The sequence below is a fragment of the Streptomyces sp. NK08204 genome (assembly GCF_020400585.1).
Taxonomy (GTDB): domain Bacteria; phylum Actinomycetota; class Actinomycetes; order Streptomycetales; family Streptomycetaceae; genus Streptomyces.
The window spans coordinates 119445-132947 of record NZ_JAINVF010000008.1 but is presented as its reverse complement, the minus strand read 5'-3'; the positions used below and the strand labels follow the sequence as shown (position 1 = coordinate 132947).

13 protein-coding genes and 2 pseudogenes are annotated in these 13503 nt (G+C 69.7%); 9 read left to right on the top strand and 6 right to left on the bottom strand.

The window, feature by feature from the left end:
* Positions 1–7: 7 nt before the first annotated feature.
* Both K7G59_RS15330 and K7G59_RS15325 read left to right on the top strand, forming a co-directional pair.
* Positions 8–766 (top strand): GntR family transcriptional regulator, encoded by a 759-nt coding sequence (locus tag K7G59_RS15330; protein WP_225834443.1) that lies wholly within the window; start codon positions 8–10, stop codon positions 764–766.
* A 48-nt stretch (positions 767–814) separates the two neighbouring features.
* Positions 815–2074 (top strand): MFS transporter, encoded by a 1260-nt coding sequence (locus tag K7G59_RS15325; protein WP_225834441.1) that lies wholly within the window; start codon positions 815–817, stop codon positions 2072–2074.
* A 160-nt stretch (positions 2075–2234) separates the two neighbouring features.
* Here the strand turns inward: K7G59_RS15325 and K7G59_RS15320 are convergent, their stop codons facing one another.
* Positions 2235–2699 carry an SRPBCC family protein gene (locus K7G59_RS15320; RefSeq protein ID WP_225834440.1) on the bottom strand — a complete coding sequence of 155 codons (465 nt, stop codon included), beginning with the start codon at positions 2697–2699 and terminating at the stop codon, positions 2235–2237.
* A 46-nt stretch (positions 2700–2745) separates the two neighbouring features.
* Here K7G59_RS15320 and K7G59_RS15315 point away from each other — a divergent pair, with 46 nt between their 5' ends.
* The gene (locus K7G59_RS15315) at positions 2746–3375 is read left to right on the top strand and encodes a TetR/AcrR family transcriptional regulator (protein WP_225834438.1); all 630 of its coding nucleotides are present in this window, start codon (positions 2746–2748) and stop codon (positions 3373–3375) included.
* Between the two features lie 31 nt (positions 3376–3406).
* Positions 3407–3781 (top strand): hypothetical protein, encoded by a 375-nt coding sequence (locus tag K7G59_RS15310; RefSeq protein ID WP_225834436.1) that lies wholly within the window; start codon positions 3407–3409, stop codon positions 3779–3781.
* A gap of 226 nt (positions 3782–4007) precedes the next feature.
* Here K7G59_RS15310 and K7G59_RS15305 read toward each other — a convergent pair whose 3' ends face one another.
* Positions 4008–4910, bottom strand: a complete 903-nt coding sequence (locus K7G59_RS15305; protein ID WP_225834434.1) for an aminoglycoside phosphotransferase family protein — start codon at positions 4908–4910, stop codon at positions 4008–4010.
* A 172-nt stretch (positions 4911–5082) separates the two neighbouring features.
* Between K7G59_RS15305 and K7G59_RS15300 the strand changes: the two are divergent.
* Positions 5083–5281 (top strand): annotated as a pseudogene (locus K7G59_RS15300) (IS630 family transposase); the annotation flags it as partial.
* Positions 5282–5327: 46 nt separating this feature from the next.
* On the opposite strand, the pseudogene K7G59_RS15295 reads toward K7G59_RS15300, so the two are convergent.
* Together K7G59_RS15295 and K7G59_RS15290 are read right to left on the bottom strand one after the other, a co-directional pair.
* A pseudogene (locus tag K7G59_RS15295) lies at positions 5328–5588 on the bottom strand (GNAT family N-acetyltransferase); the annotation flags it as partial.
* Between the two features lie 75 nt (positions 5589–5663).
* Entirely contained in the window at positions 5664–7181 is a 1518-nt protein-coding gene (locus tag K7G59_RS15290) for an MFS transporter (RefSeq protein WP_225834431.1), read from the bottom strand.
* A 90-nt stretch (positions 7182–7271) separates the two neighbouring features.
* Here K7G59_RS15290 and K7G59_RS15285 point away from each other — a divergent pair, with 90 nt between their 5' ends.
* The 3 genes from K7G59_RS15285 to K7G59_RS15275 all read left to right on the top strand — a co-directional run bounded on the left by K7G59_RS15285 (position 7272) and on the right by K7G59_RS15275 (position 10855).
* Positions 7272–7739, top strand: coding sequence for a MerR family transcriptional regulator (locus K7G59_RS15285; RefSeq protein ID WP_225834428.1), 468 nt, complete (start codon positions 7272–7274; stop codon positions 7737–7739).
* A gap of 383 nt (positions 7740–8122) precedes the next feature.
* Positions 8123–8341: a hypothetical protein gene (locus K7G59_RS15280; RefSeq protein WP_225834426.1), complete on the top strand. Its 219-nt coding sequence runs from the start codon at positions 8123–8125 to the stop codon at positions 8339–8341.
* A 135-nt stretch (positions 8342–8476) separates the two neighbouring features.
* Positions 8477–10855 (top strand): lamin tail domain-containing protein, encoded by a 2379-nt coding sequence (locus tag K7G59_RS15275; RefSeq protein ID WP_225834424.1) that lies wholly within the window; start codon positions 8477–8479, stop codon positions 10853–10855.
* 184 nt (positions 10856–11039) lie between these two features.
* Here the strand turns inward: K7G59_RS15275 and K7G59_RS15270 are convergent, their stop codons facing one another.
* The gene (locus K7G59_RS15270; RefSeq protein WP_225834423.1) at positions 11040–11525 is read right to left on the bottom strand and encodes a 2'-5' RNA ligase family protein; all 486 of its coding nucleotides are present in this window, start codon (positions 11523–11525) and stop codon (positions 11040–11042) included.
* A gap of 450 nt (positions 11526–11975) precedes the next feature.
* Complete coding sequence (locus K7G59_RS15265) at positions 11976–12353, bottom strand: hypothetical protein (protein ID WP_225834421.1); 378 nt, start codon at positions 12351–12353, stop codon at positions 11976–11978.
* 243 nt (positions 12354–12596) lie between these two features.
* Between K7G59_RS15265 and K7G59_RS15260 the strand changes: the two genes are divergently transcribed.
* Positions 12597–13247, top strand: a complete 651-nt coding sequence (locus tag K7G59_RS15260; RefSeq protein ID WP_225834419.1) for an HAD family phosphatase — start codon at positions 12597–12599, stop codon at positions 13245–13247.
* The last annotated feature ends 256 nt before the right edge of the window (positions 13248–13503 follow it).

Sequence of the window (13503 nt, the reverse complement as noted above, 5' to 3'; positions counted from 1 at the left end):
TCGCATCATGCCCCGAGACGCGCCGTATCTGGCAGTCGCAGACGCGCTGCGTGCCCGAATCCTCGAAGGCGAGTGGGAAGTCGGGGACCGCCTGCCGTCCCGGGCACGGCTCGCCGAGGAGTACGGAGTCGGGCGCAACGTCACGCAAAGAGCCGTGGAATGCCTCATCACCAGAGGCCTCCTCGAAGGACGCGCGGGCTCGGGCACCTATGTCCGCCTGCCGCGCGAGCGCCTGCGGATGGTCAGGTCGCGGCACCGCGATCGCCGGGGCGGTTCCCTCTCCCGCGTCGGCATGAGGGAGCGGGGCAGGGCGACCGCTTGGGACTCCCACAGCCAGGTGCGCGTCCCCGCTCCTGACCCGATCGCCGAGCGGCTCGCCATCGCCCCCCGAGACCTCTGCGTCACCACGCACTACGAGTTCCTCGCCGACGGGCAGCCCGTCCAGCTCTCCGACTCCTGGGAACCGATGGCCATCACGGACGGAACGCCGGTCGTACTGCCCGAAATGGGCCCACTGGCGGGAAAGGGGGTGGTCGAGCGCATGCGTTCCATCGGCGTGGTCATCGAGACCGTGGTCGAGTCACCACGCCCGGCTCGCGCCACCCAGGCACAGGCGAACCTGCTGGGGATCGGCGTCGGGGACCTGGTGCTTCACATCGAACGGACCCTCTACGACATCGACGGGCGACCGGTGGAAACCGCTGACATCGTCATTCCGGACGGGCGCCGGGAAGTGGCCTACGAGTTCGGCGTCGATCAGCCGTGACGCTGAGGCCGGTCGACCGATCCTCCACATCCGACAGTAGGTGACTCCATGCCGACACGCGACCGATCAGGACTCCTGCGAGATCCGGACTTCAGACGTCTGTTTGCCGCCACCGCGCTCGGCCAGCTGGGCGATCGCATCATCTTCCTGGCGCTGCCGCTGGTGGGGATCGCGGCGCTGCACGCCGACGAGTTCCAGGTCGGCTTCCTGACAGCGATGACCACGGCGGGTTCGCTCCTGGTCGGACTGCCGGCCGGAGCATGGGTGGATCGCATGCGGAAGCGGTCGGTGATGATCAGCACCGATCTCGTCAGGGCGCTGGTCCTCCTGACGGTGCCGATGGCGTGGTGGACGGGCCTTCTGAGCATCTGGTGGCTGTACGCCGTCGCATTGGCTCACGGAGTACTGACTGTCTTCTTCGATGTCGCGTACGTCAGTTATCTCCCGCACTTGGTAGGACGCGGCAATCTCGTGGAGGGCAACTCGAGGCTCTCGGCGATACGTTCGGTGACCAGTATCAGCGGGCCGGCGGTGGCAGGTCCGCTGGTCGGCCTGGTGGGAGCCCCTGCAACGCTTGTGGCGAGTTCGGCCGGGATGACCCTGTCGGGCCTGCTCGCGATCACCATCCGCAAACGGGAACGAACGCCAGGGCCGAGTGAGCGCCGACGTCTGGGCCGCGACATCAGACAGGGGCTGGAGTTCGTGCTCAGGCACCCCACCCTGCGGGCCATCATGCTGGGGGATGCGATATTCAACCTCTTCCTGGTCGTGTACCAGACCATGCTGCTGGTCTTCCTGGAGAGGGAGACAGGCCTCCGGCCCTTCGGAGTCGGCCTCATCCTGTCGGGAATGGGCTGTGGTGCCCTGCTGGGCTCACTGCTGGCAACCAGGGTCTCGAAGCGGGTCGGGCAAGGTCCCGTCATCTGGCTCGCCACGCTGGTCACCTGCCCGTTGGCCTGCCTGATGCCGCTGGCGCAACCAGGTTGGAGCGTGTACGCAGCGGCGACCGGACTGGTGGCTCTTTCCCTGGGCGGAGTCGTCCGCGTCGTGACGCAAGCGAGCCTGCAACAGAGCCTCACACCGGACCCGCTCCTGGGCCGGATGAGCGCGACAACCCGTTTCGTGTCCTGGGGCGGCATTCCTCTGGGTGGCCTTCTGGGGGGAGCCGCTGGCTCCGTGTTCGGAGCGACAGCCACCTTGTGGATCGGTGCAGCCGGCATGACGGCGAGTGCCCTGCCCAACTTCCTTTCGCCTCTTCGGACCATGCGCACGGTGCCCACCGAAACGACCCCCGAGTTCGTGCGCTGACGCTTCAGCGATGACCCCGGACCAGCGCCGACCGAGCTGTCCGGGCCATCGCAACGCCGGCCTGCCGGCCCCAGGTGCAGTCCTGCCCAGCCCGTCTCGCCGCCGCCGGCCGCTGCCCACGGGCCCAGCCCCGTGCCCGGACCGACAGCAGGCACCGCGGTCAGGATCCGCCGACGCCGACGTGGCGAGCCAGTTCGGTGGCCAGGCGTCCCATGACCGTGCGGTTGGCGCGCCGCATCACCGCCCGGACAAGGGGTGCCAGCAGGCGCTCGGAGAGCGGAGCACGCACCCAGGCGTACGTGAACGACACGTGGCTCCCACCGGTTCGCAGCGGCTCGATGGTGTAGACGCCGTGAGCCAGGCGCCGGCCGGCCGCGCTGACGTTGCGTTCGACGATGCGCCGCGGTGCGTCGGCCTCGACGACCTCGATGGTGACGTCGGTCTTCACTCCGCCCAGCGCGGCGGTGACAGTGGCGCACGATCCTATGCCGCGGTCGGGGCCGCTGCGGCGCCAGTCGGTCAGGTAGTGGTCGGTGAACCGCTCGTGGTGGGCCAGGACATCGAGGAAGCCGTAGACCTGCTCGGGGGTCTGCGGCACGTCGATCGACACGGTGACAGACTTCATGTACCAGACGGTACATGCAGCGTGTGCCCATGGGTACACTCGCGATGTGGTGAATGAGGAACGTGATGTGCTGGACACCGACGGCCCGCATCCCGGGGGCGAGGCGACGCACGGCACGGACGTGGACCGGCGCACACAACTGGTGGACGCGGCCGTCGACCACGTCGCAGCGCACGGCATCGCGAACCTGAGCCTGCGCCGCCTGGGCACCGCGATCGGCGTCAGTCACCGCATGCTGCTCCACTACTTCGGCTCCAAGGAACAGCTGCTCGTCGAGATCGTCCGGACGTCGGAGCGACGCCAGCGCGATCTGCTGGTCCGGCTCCGCACGGAGCCCGGTCTTTCACCCGCCGATGTCGCGCGGCGACTGTGGCGGCAGCTGACGGATCCTCAACTGGCCGGTCAGGAGCGACTCTTCTTCGAGATCTGCGGGCACGCGCTGCGTGGCCGCCCCGAGGCCGCCCCGATCCTCGACGGGCTCGTGACGGACTGGCTGGAGCCGCTGGTGACCGCCGAGGTCGGCGCAGGGGCGGATCCTGCCACGGCCCGCAGTCGCGCCAGGCTGGGACTTGCCACCGTCCGCGGTCTGCTGCTCGACCTGCTGGCCACCGGTGACCGCGCCGGCGTCGACGCGGCGATGGAGGAGTTCCTCCGGCTGTACTACGGCTCGCAGTGACGCAGTCGCCCCCGACCAAGGAGATCAGCGGGTGTCCGGCCTTGACTTCTACGCCCACGTCGCCACGCACTGCGACGTCCTCGGGGCCGGAGTCGGATCCGGGCCCGGTGCATGGGGAGCCACCGTGGGGCCGGATTACCTGGACGATCCCGGTGACCAGGTGCTGCGCCGGGACTACGGGCTGGTGGAGGTCTCCATCTCGGACGCCGACGGTCCCATGTCCTGCTTCGGGATCAGTGTGCAGGTGCACCGGTTGATTCACGGTCATTGCGTGCCGCCGTCCCTGGTACGCGAGTACGGGGGCTTCACACGTCGTATCCGGTTCGAGGAGTTGCGGTCCGTGATCCTCTCTCCGGGGTGCGCGGTGGAGCCCGACGACCAGGGACTCACCGCAGCCAACCCCTGACCGCGGCGAGGCGGACGGTTGCCGCGCACGGACGGTGACCTGTCTCAGCGAAGGCCGAGTGTTCTCACCGAAGGTCGAGCACCGAGTCGCGCGGGACCGAACGGCTGGCAGCAGGCAGAGGCCCGTTCGTTTTCACGAGGACGGCCTCGTGAACGATGTGAGAACGACGTCGCGGCGCCGGAGTCGCTCCGGCAAGCGGGTACGGGATGAGCGCGTCGCTGCGTGCCTACATCGGACTGCCTCTCAGAACACGATCGAGCGCTGCCCGGCCTGCGGGTCCCCATGTCGGCTTGCCGCCGGGAAGACCCCGGTCTCCGTTCTGGCCCATCAGCATGAGGAACAGGCTTTTCAGAGCGGCCAGCCCGCGGGCGCGCCGGATCGTCCCCTCGTCCGCCTGGGCGTACACGTCGAAGAAGCGTGACGCGGCGCCCGCGGGAAGAATCACCCATGCGGCCGCGAGGTCCCACGCCGGATCGCCGGCGAACACGTCACCGAAGTCGATCACGCCCGAGAGCGTCCCGTCCGAGACGACGACGTTCGCGGGATGAAGGTCACCGTGCACCCAGACCGGCGAGCCCTCCCACTCGGGCGCCGCGACGGCATCCTCCCAGACGGCCCGGACCTCGCCGGCGAGGTCGTCGGGGACGACGGCGTGGAAGAAGTGGTCGAAGCCGTCCGTGCACTTCTTGGGGTGGTCGCCGCGGTCCTCACTGATCGGCGCGTCAGCGGGCGCCTCCACATGGAGCGCTCTGAGGAAGCCCGCCAGTGCGTCGGCCGCGTGGTCGCCGCGGCTGATGGTGGAGCAGTCCAGCGGCTCGCCGGGAACCCACGTCATGATGGTCCAGGGCTTCGGGAAACGCGCGGACGGTTCACCGATCCGTACAGGGTTCGGAACCGGCAGAGGCAGGCGTGGAGCCAGTACGGGCAGCCACCGGCACTCCTTGCGCTGAAGTTCCGGGGCACGTTCTGTACGCGGCATGCGCACCGCCAAGTCGTCCCCCAGGCGCCACATTTGGTTGTCCCAGCCGCCCACCACCTCACGGATGGCCGGCCCTGCAAGGTCCGGATGCTGCTCCTGCAGCAGGTTGTGGACCAGGTCTGCGGTGATCTCGATCGCGGAGTCGGTCATGCGAAGCCACATTACTGGGGCAGCCGAAACGGCTCTCGCTCCTTCTTTCCTCGTCAGGTACGGGGAGAGGTTGTCGAGCACGATCGCGAACCGCATCGTGGGCGGGTGGAGGGAAGAACTCCGGACCGACCAAGTGCCGCACGCCGTACGGACGGATGTACGTCACCCGCGGATCGAGGCCCACTTCGGACCGCTGTGGCCGTTCACCGCCGCCCCACCTCCCACCACGGCAACCACACCGCGCAGACGCCCACCCTGCACGCCTCTTTACGCCGGCGGAACGAGAACGCCCGCCATCCCGGCGTGCTGGCCGCCCAACGGTGCGAGCGCCCGCCCGCATCCGTGGCGAGAAGGGCATCCGTTGGGGCGGCGTTCGGCGAAAGCCGCGTGAACGGTCAACACCGGCAAGGCTGACGCTCAGTTCTTCCGCTCGTGGGCAAGCACCGCGTAGACGTACTCACTGCCCCGACGGTCCCCGTCGAGGTCGTTGTCGACCAGATGCGCCTCGCGGCGCATTCCAAGGCGCTCGCACACGCGTACCGATGCGGTGTTGAGGACATCGAGTCGGGCGAAGACCCGGTGGACTCCCAACTGGTCAAAAGCCGGCGAGGCGAGGGCGCGCGCCGCTTCGGTGGCGTAGCCCCGTCCGGCGCACCGAGGGTCGAAGATCCAACCGAGGCACTAGCCGGACATGGTGCGGGGTGCGGCGATGCACGTCGGGCTGCCGAGACGGTCAGGTGCGCTGCCAGCACGTCAGTGGAGGTCAACGCATCGTCCATGGTGGTCCTGGCGTGGGCCGTGGGGGCGCTGCCGATCAACGGTGGCCCTCGTGGCGGTCGGAACGTCCACACCGCGATCCACCTCCTCGAACAATGCCGCCGCTCCCGCCGCGGTGTCCAAGGCCCACCGCCCCGTGCTGAGCAGCCCCAGCACCACGATGCCCGTCCCCAGGCCGAGCACCATCCACCACACGCGGTGTTCCGCAGTGATGAACACCGTCCCGCCGCCGGGCAGTGCGGGTCCCACGATCGTTCCGGAGACCGCGACGCCCAGGGTGGTCCCGGTCTGCCGGCCTGCGGACGCCAGCGAGGTGGCCACCCCCGCCATCGAGCGGGGCATGCCTGAGACCGCTGTGTTGGTGACCGGCGGGTTCACCGTGCTCAGGAAGATGCCGAACAACAGGTAGGTCGCGAGCACGGTCGGCAGTGGGGTGGCCGGTCCGAGCAGGAGCGACGCGCCGCCGCCCAGGGCCAGCGCTGCCCCGGCGATCAGCAGCGGCAGCCTGGGGCCGCGCGCGCCGACCAGCCGGCCGGTGGCCGGGGAGAGCACCACGACCGGGACGCCGACCGGGAGCAGGCACACTCCGGTCACCAGCGCCGACAGGCCGCGTACGTCCTGCAGGTACTCAGTGGTCATGAACAGGAACGCGCCGAACCCGCACAGAGCGAAGAGCGCCATCAGGATCGCCGAGGCGAACGGCACGCTGCGAAACAGGCGCAGCTCCAACAGCGGGTCGGCGCGGCGTGGTTCGTAGCCGAGGATGCCCAGCACACCGAGCGCAGCCACGGCGAGCAGACCCAGGATGACCGGCGAGGCCCAGCCCATGCTCCTCGACTCGATGACCGAGAAGACCACGCCGCCCAGTACCAGGATCACCAGGATCTGGCCCACGGGATCGAACCGGCGTGCCCGGGCAGCGCGGGACTCGGGTACGAACAGTGCCGTGCACACGATCGCCGTGACCACGATCGGCACATTGATCCAGAAGACGGACCGCCAGCCGAAGCCATCGACCAGGGCGCCCCCGAGGATCGGTCCGAGCACCAGCGACAGGCCGGTCATCGAGCCGAACGCGCCGATGGCCCGGGCCCGTTCGACCGGTTCAGGGAACGTGGTGGCGACGATGGCCATCGCCACCGGGTTGAGCATGGTGCCGCCGACGGCCTGCAGCGCCCGCGCCGCGATCAGCCAGTCGAGGCTCGGCGCCAGGCCGCACAGCAGCGAGCCGGTTCCGAAGGCGGCAAGGCCGAGCTGGAAGACGCGCCGACGGCCGACCCGGTCGGCGGTGGAGCCGGCCAGCACCAGGAAGCCGGCCAGCACCAGCGTGTACGCGTCGACCGTCCACTGCAGGCCGGACACCGAGGCGTGCAGATCGCGACGGATGGACGGCAGGGCGACGTTGACGATGGAGATGTCCATCACCACGACGATCACGCTGGCGCAGCAGATCGCCAGCACCAGGAGCCTGCGGCGTCGGCTGAGTTCGGGCATGCGGAGGTGTCCTGTCATGAGGCACTGCCGACGACCGGCAGGGGGGTGAAGGCCTGAACGGCGAATGACATCGACGCTAGGATCTAGAGCGTGGTCGAGGTCAATCCGCAGCCGGAATCCGAACACCGTCCGTCAGTTCCGCAGGCGGGCCTGAGCATCGGAGAGGCCGCCCGCCGTACCGGCGTCAGCGTGCATACCCTCCGCTATTACGAACGTGTCGGTCTGGTCGTCACCCCCGTCGACCGCACCGACGCCGGCCGACGGCGCTACCACCGACTCGACCTCGAGTGGATCACCGTCTGCACCAGGCTGCGGGCGACCGGCATGTCCATCAGGGGCATCCGCCGCTACGCAGAGCTCGTCGCGGCGGGCCAGGGCAACGAAGAAGAGCGACTGGACTTGCTCGAGTCGCACCGCGACGAGGTGTTGGCCAGGATCGCCGAACTCCAGGAGAACCTGAGACTCATCGGCCACAAGATCGACGTCTACCGGGGCCGCCTCGCCGCCGGCGACGCCGACCGGCTGTGGGCTCCCATCCGCTCGCCGGGTGCTCACTGAACCCGCCGCCGTCGGCGGCGCCTGGGATCGCGCCCCGTCGCCGCGCTCTGTGCAACCGGCTTCCGACGGCCGCCGGCCGGATACCGTCCATGGTGGCTGATGTCACCGACGACGCCGGCGCGGCCCGTCTCATGTCGGCTGCCACCGGCGACGAGGTGTCCGACAAGGTCACCGGTCCGGCGACGGACCGACTCATCGACACCGGCCTCGCCCGGGACGGCCCCGCACCCGCCTCGAGCGCCGAGGACGCCCGACCTGGCCGTGGGGGACGGCGGGCGGCTCGGCCATCAGAGTGGTGTCAGGCCGTGTCGGGCCGCCCGCCCACGGCCGGTTGGCCATGCTGAGCCGAAGCGGCATCCCTTCCCCGCGACAAGGAGCACCGCATGCCGACCGACCCGGTTCGACGATTCCTGGCGGCCCTGGACCCGGACCACCGGGAGACCATCGGCGCCAAGCCTCGCGACGAACAGGAACGGCTCGCCGCCGCCTGGGAACGGGAACTGGAAGCAGACGACGAACTCGACACCCTCGACGAACTGTCCCCACCAGCCGCAGAAGCCGAAGCGGCTCGCCGCGTCCTCGACCGCGAGAGCAGCCACTAGCCCGAGAACCGCACCGCGGTCGGAGCCTTCCGCTTCCATTTTTTTCACTGGATGTTGACCGGTTGACGCGCGTAGGTGCGTCTTCCGCTGCCAATGTTCCCGGCGTCAGTGTCACCTGCCGTCGGGAGGGATCCAGTGCAGTCAGGCAACAGACAGTCAGGAAGAAGTGCCGCGCGCCGATGTGCGGCGGCAACGGCCACCGCGATCGCGGTCGCCGGTCTGCTGACGCCGTCCCAGGGCGCCGCGTACGCGGTCTCCCCGGACATCGTGATCAGCCAGGTCTACGGCGGCGGAGGCAACTCGGGGGCCCCGTTCACCAATGACTACATCGAGCTGTACAACCGCGGTACGAGCACGGTGTCCCTGTCCGGCTGGACCGTGCAGTACGCCTCGGCGTCCGCGTCCACCTGGTCGAAGACCGCCCTGTCGGGCACCATCGCGCCCGGCCACTACTACCTCGTCCAGGAAGGCGCCGGTGCCGGCACCGGCGCGTCGCTGCCCACCCCGGACGCCACCGGCACCATGGCGATGAGCGCGACCTCCGCGAAGGTGGCCCTGGTCACCAACACCACCGCCCTGACCTGCTCCACCGGCTGCGCCAACCAGGCCGGGCTGCGGGACTTCGTGGGCTACGGCAGCAGCGCCAGCTCGTACGAGGGCTCGCCCACCGGCAACCTGTCCAACACGACCGCCGCGGTGCGAGCCGGTGGCGGCGCGACCGACACCGACAACAACGCCGCGGACCTCGCCGTCACCACGCCCAGCCCCCGCAACTCAAGCTCAGGCGGCGGTGGCGGTGGCACCCGCATCCACGACATCCAGGGCGCCGCTCACATCTCCCCGCTCAACGGCCGGCAGATCAGCGGCATATCCGGCGTGGTGACCGCCAAATCGACCACCGGCTTCTGGATGCAGGACCCACAGCCCGACGCCGACCCCGCCACCAGCGAGGGCATCTTCGTCTACACCAGCACCGCCCCGAGGGTCGCGGTCGCCGACGCTGTGACGGTCGACGGGACGGTCAGCGAGTTCCGCCCGGGTGGAACCACCGGCACCACCAACCTGACCACGACCGAGATCACCGCCCCGACGGTCACGGTCGTCTCGAGCGGTGCCGCGCTGCCCGCCCCGACCCTGGTCGGCTCCGGCGGTCGTGTACCTCCGGCCAATGTGATCGAGGACGACGCCACCGGGGACGTGGAGAACAGCGGCGTCTTCGACCCGGCGAGCGACGGCATCGACTTCTGGGAGTCGATGGAGGGCATGCGCGTCGAGATCGACAACGCCGCCGTGGTCGGCCCGCGCAGCACGTACGGCGAGATCCCGGTCGTCCCGCCGGGCAGCACGACCCGCACCAACCGCGGCGGCATCGTGCTGAAGGCCGACGACGCCAATCCGGAGCGGGTGCTGTTGGACGACGTGCTCGCTCCCACCCCGACCGTGAACGTCGGCGACACCCTGTCCGGCGCCACCACCGGCGTACTCGACTACTCCTTCGGCAACTTCAAGTTGCTTCCCACCAGCACCCCCGCGGTGACCAGCGGCAACCTCGCGCCCGAGACCACCGCGACGCCTGCCGCCGGAGAGCTGTCCACCGCCACCTTCAACGTCGAGAACCTCGACCCCTCCGACCCTCAGTCGAAGTTCGACGGACTCGCCGGGCAGATCGTGGGGAACCTCAAGTCGCCCGACCTGCTCGCCCTGGAGGAGATCCAGGACAACAACGGTCCCACGGACAACGGCACGGTCGCCTGTGACCAGACGATGAGCAAGCTGATCGCCGCGATCACCGCGGCGGGCGGCCCGAGCTACAGCTACCGGCAGATCGACCCGCAGAACGACACAGACGGCGGCGAGCCCGGCGGCAACATCCGCCAGGTGTTCATGTTCCGCACCGACCGTGGACTGGCCTTCGTCGACCGCCCCGGCGGGACGGCCACCGCCGCGAACGCGGTCGTCAACACCGGTGGCGTGCCGTCGCTGAAGTACTCGCCCGGCCGTATCGACCCGACGAACTCGGCCTTCTCTTCCAGCCGCAAGCCGCTGGCCGGTGAGTTCACCTGGAACGGCAAGACGGTCTTCGTCATCGCCAACCACTTCAACTCCAAGGGCGGCGACCAGCCCCTGTCCGGTCACTTCCAGCCGCCGGCCCGTTCCTCGGAGACGCAGCGGCACAACCAGGCCACCGTGGTGAAGAACTTCGTCGACCAGATCCTGACCGTCGACTCGAACGCCTCGGTGATCGTCCTGGGCGACCTGAACGACTTCGAGTTCTCAGGGACCGCTGACATTCTCACCGCGAACAGCGCCCTCACGGACCTGCCCCGCACACTGCCCGACGCGGAGCGCTACACCTACGACTACGAGGGCAACTCCCAGGTGCTCGACCACATCCTGCTGTCGTCCAGCCTGGCCGCCAAGGCCTACAGCTATGACGTCGTCCACATCAACTCCGAGTTCGCCGGCCAGCTCAGCGACCACGATCCGCAGGTCGTCCGCATCCCGCTGCCCTGACCCTCGGACCCGGCCGTCGGGGACACCTCCGCCCACTGCGGACGTCGTCCCCGACGCGCCACCCGTCCGCGCACGCGGGGCGCACCGGCTCCGCGCGCGCTCTCACTGACCGGCCCCGCTCTCCTCCATCCCGCTCTCCTCCGCCCTGTCCGTCCGGCAGCGGGTCCGGGCCCCCGAAGTGGTGTCACCCGAGCGGGAACGATGCCCGCCGCTGCCATCTCACGCCGCTGTGGACCATGAGATCGACCGACGAAACGCGGGCGACGACGGGAAGGCGGTCCCGAAGGTCGGCCGCGACCTCGTCCAGGACTGCGCTCTCCTGCCCCTGCGCGACGGTCAGGTGCGGGACGATGTCGTCGAACTGCCCCGCGAAAGGGGGACATTGCGGCCACTGTTGCGTGACCGCCTGCGTCAGCCGGCGAAACGGCGTGTCGGGATCGGGGACGAGATACAGGACCCCCGGGAAGCGCCCGCAGTGCTCGAACCGGACCTCGAAGGACCGGTGACGTCCGACGATCCCGGTGATGGCGGCGCGGACGACGCCGTCGATGCGGCTTTCGTCGAGGAACGGGAAGAGGACAGTGACGTGGGCCGGGACACCCGCACGCGCGGAGGGGTCCAACCGGTCACGCCACGCACGGACAGCGGGTTCCGCCTCCGCGATCCTCACGACGAGTCCCGACTGCCCTGCGTGAAAGCCACTGGAATGATTCCCTGCCACTCCGCATGTCTACCAACTGTGCCGAAGAAGCGGCGACCCGATTTCTGCCCGTCGGCGAGTGAACCCCTGAAGACGACTCACCACTCGAAGCGGGTGGCCAGGATGCGTGCCGTCCCGGCGATGCGATCGCGGGGTCCGGCCGGTGAGACATGACCTCGATGTCGGTGTCAGCCGAGGAACTCCCGGTGGGCGTGGTCGATCGAGTCGATGCAGATCGGGGGCCTCGTCCGTCCGTCGCCCGCAGGCGTGACGCCGAGGCGGCGGGCTCCCTCCGGCCCACGGTTCGAACCACGACCGGTGCCGACCGTGCCGGGCCCGGTGATGCGACTGTCGGGCGGTCGGTGGACCGTGATGCGGGCGGGGCTCGGCGTCGGCGTTCACGAGATCCCGGGCGCCGTCTCACGGTGCGGGGAGCGTGCACACCAGGACGAGCACGATCGTCGGCGGCACCAGCGCGAACAGTGCCGCCCAGCAGCGCACGGCCGACCAGCGGCGCTTCCAGGGGAGCAGCCAGGCCGTGAGCCACGCCGCGGCCGTGAGCGGGCCGCCGTAGAAGAGCATGCCGTAGATCCAGGTGAGTGACGTCTCCAGCGCCTGCGAGCAGTCGTCGGGGCCGCAACTGTCCGTGGCCATGGCGGAAAGGCCTCCAAATACGACGGCGGCCGGGCCCAGCACGGCCAGCAGGGCCGTCGCGATCGCCGGTGCCACCCAGGCCCGGTTGTCCCGCTCCCCCGTCGCCGCCCGGCCCGGAATCATCGCGGTGTGCTGTGTCGTCATGCCGACAGTGAAGCGGCGCGGGCCCCCGGACACACCGGCCCGGATACTCATGTCGGACCTGTCGGCGTACTCAGTCGGTGCGTGGTGCCCCGTTCCGGGATCGCGGACCCGTGCCACCGCGCCTGCATCGCCACACTCACCCGCATGGACCCCGCCGACGACAACGACCGCGGGAGCCCCTGGCCTCGGTCCTCACCGTGACCGCCCCGACCCGGCCCGGCCCCGGCGCCCTATGCTGCGCCAATGATCAAGCCCATCGAACTCGTCATATTCGACTGCGACGGCGTGCTCGTCGACAGCGAACGCATCGCCGCACGTGTGCAGGTCGTCCTCGGCGCCGAGTTGGGCTGGCCGCTGACCGAGGACGAGGTGGTGGAGCGCTTCATCGGGCGCTCGCACGCCGCCATCCGCGACCAGGTAGCCGCCCGGCTCGGCGAGGAGACGGCGGCGACCTGGTCGCAGAGGTTCGAGCAACTCCACCGTGAGGCGGTGGATTCCGGGCTCGCTCCGGTCGACGGCCTGCCGGAAGCGCTCGACGCGCTCACCCCTCCGACCTGTGTCGCCTCCAGCGGCTCCCACGACAAGATGCGGCACACGCTCGGCCGCACCGGACTCTACGAACGCTTCGCCGGCCGTATCTACAGCGCCACGGAGGTTTCCCGCGGCAAGCCGGCCCCCGACCTGTTCCTGCACGCCGCCCGGCAGATGGGCGTCGATCCCTCGGCCTGCGTGGTGGTCGAGGACAGCCGGCCCGGCGTCGACGCCGCTCGCGCGGCAGGCATGCGCGCCTTCGGCTACGCCGGCGGGCTCACCCGGGCCGAACGCCTCGAAGGCCGCGACACGGTCGTCTTCCACGACATGCGCGAACTGCCTGGCCTCATCGCCGGGCTGTGACCGTCTGAGGCGAACGGGGGGTGCCTCTGCACCCTCGTCGGCTTTGTGATGTGGAAACCCCGAACCCGCCCTCGCCGCTTCGGATCTGCACGTGGTGATGTGCCGTGCGTTGTGCACCATGACCTGTACGCGGTGCTGAGCTGCGCTGTCTGATGGGGAGTCGAACCCCGCGTTGCTCTTCACGCGCCAGGAGGGAGCCGGAAAACCGCCGGCCCTCGGTGTGTGCACGCCTCCGAAACGGCTACCTGCTCCACAT

What these genes read in the sequence shown, in the direction of transcription:
- K7G59_RS15330 (WP_225834443.1), top strand. Translation starts at nt 8, where the DNA reads ATGCCCCGAGACGCGCCGTATCTGGCAGTCGCAGACGCGCTGCGTGCC.
- K7G59_RS15325 (WP_225834441.1), top strand. Translation starts at nt 815, where the DNA reads ATGCCGACACGCGACCGATCAGGACTCCTGCGAGATCCGGACTTCAGA.
- K7G59_RS15320 (WP_225834440.1), bottom strand. Translation starts at nt 2,699, where the DNA reads ATGAAGTCTGTCACCGTGTCGATCGACGTGCCGCAGACCCCCGAGCAG.
- K7G59_RS15305 (WP_225834434.1), bottom strand. Translation starts at nt 4,910, where the DNA reads ATGACCGACTCCGCGATCGAGATCACCGCAGACCTGGTCCACAACCTG.
- K7G59_RS15290 (WP_225834431.1), bottom strand. Translation starts at nt 7,181, where the DNA reads ATGCCCGAACTCAGCCGACGCCGCAGGCTCCTGGTGCTGGCGATCTGC.
- K7G59_RS15280 (WP_225834426.1), top strand. Translation starts at nt 8,123, where the DNA reads ATGCCGACCGACCCGGTTCGACGATTCCTGGCGGCCCTGGACCCGGAC.
- K7G59_RS15265 (WP_225834421.1), bottom strand. Translation starts at nt 12,353, where the DNA reads ATGACGACACAGCACACCGCGATGATTCCGGGCCGGGCGGCGACGGGG.
- K7G59_RS15260 (WP_225834419.1), top strand. Translation starts at nt 12,597, where the DNA reads ATGATCAAGCCCATCGAACTCGTCATATTCGACTGCGACGGCGTGCTC.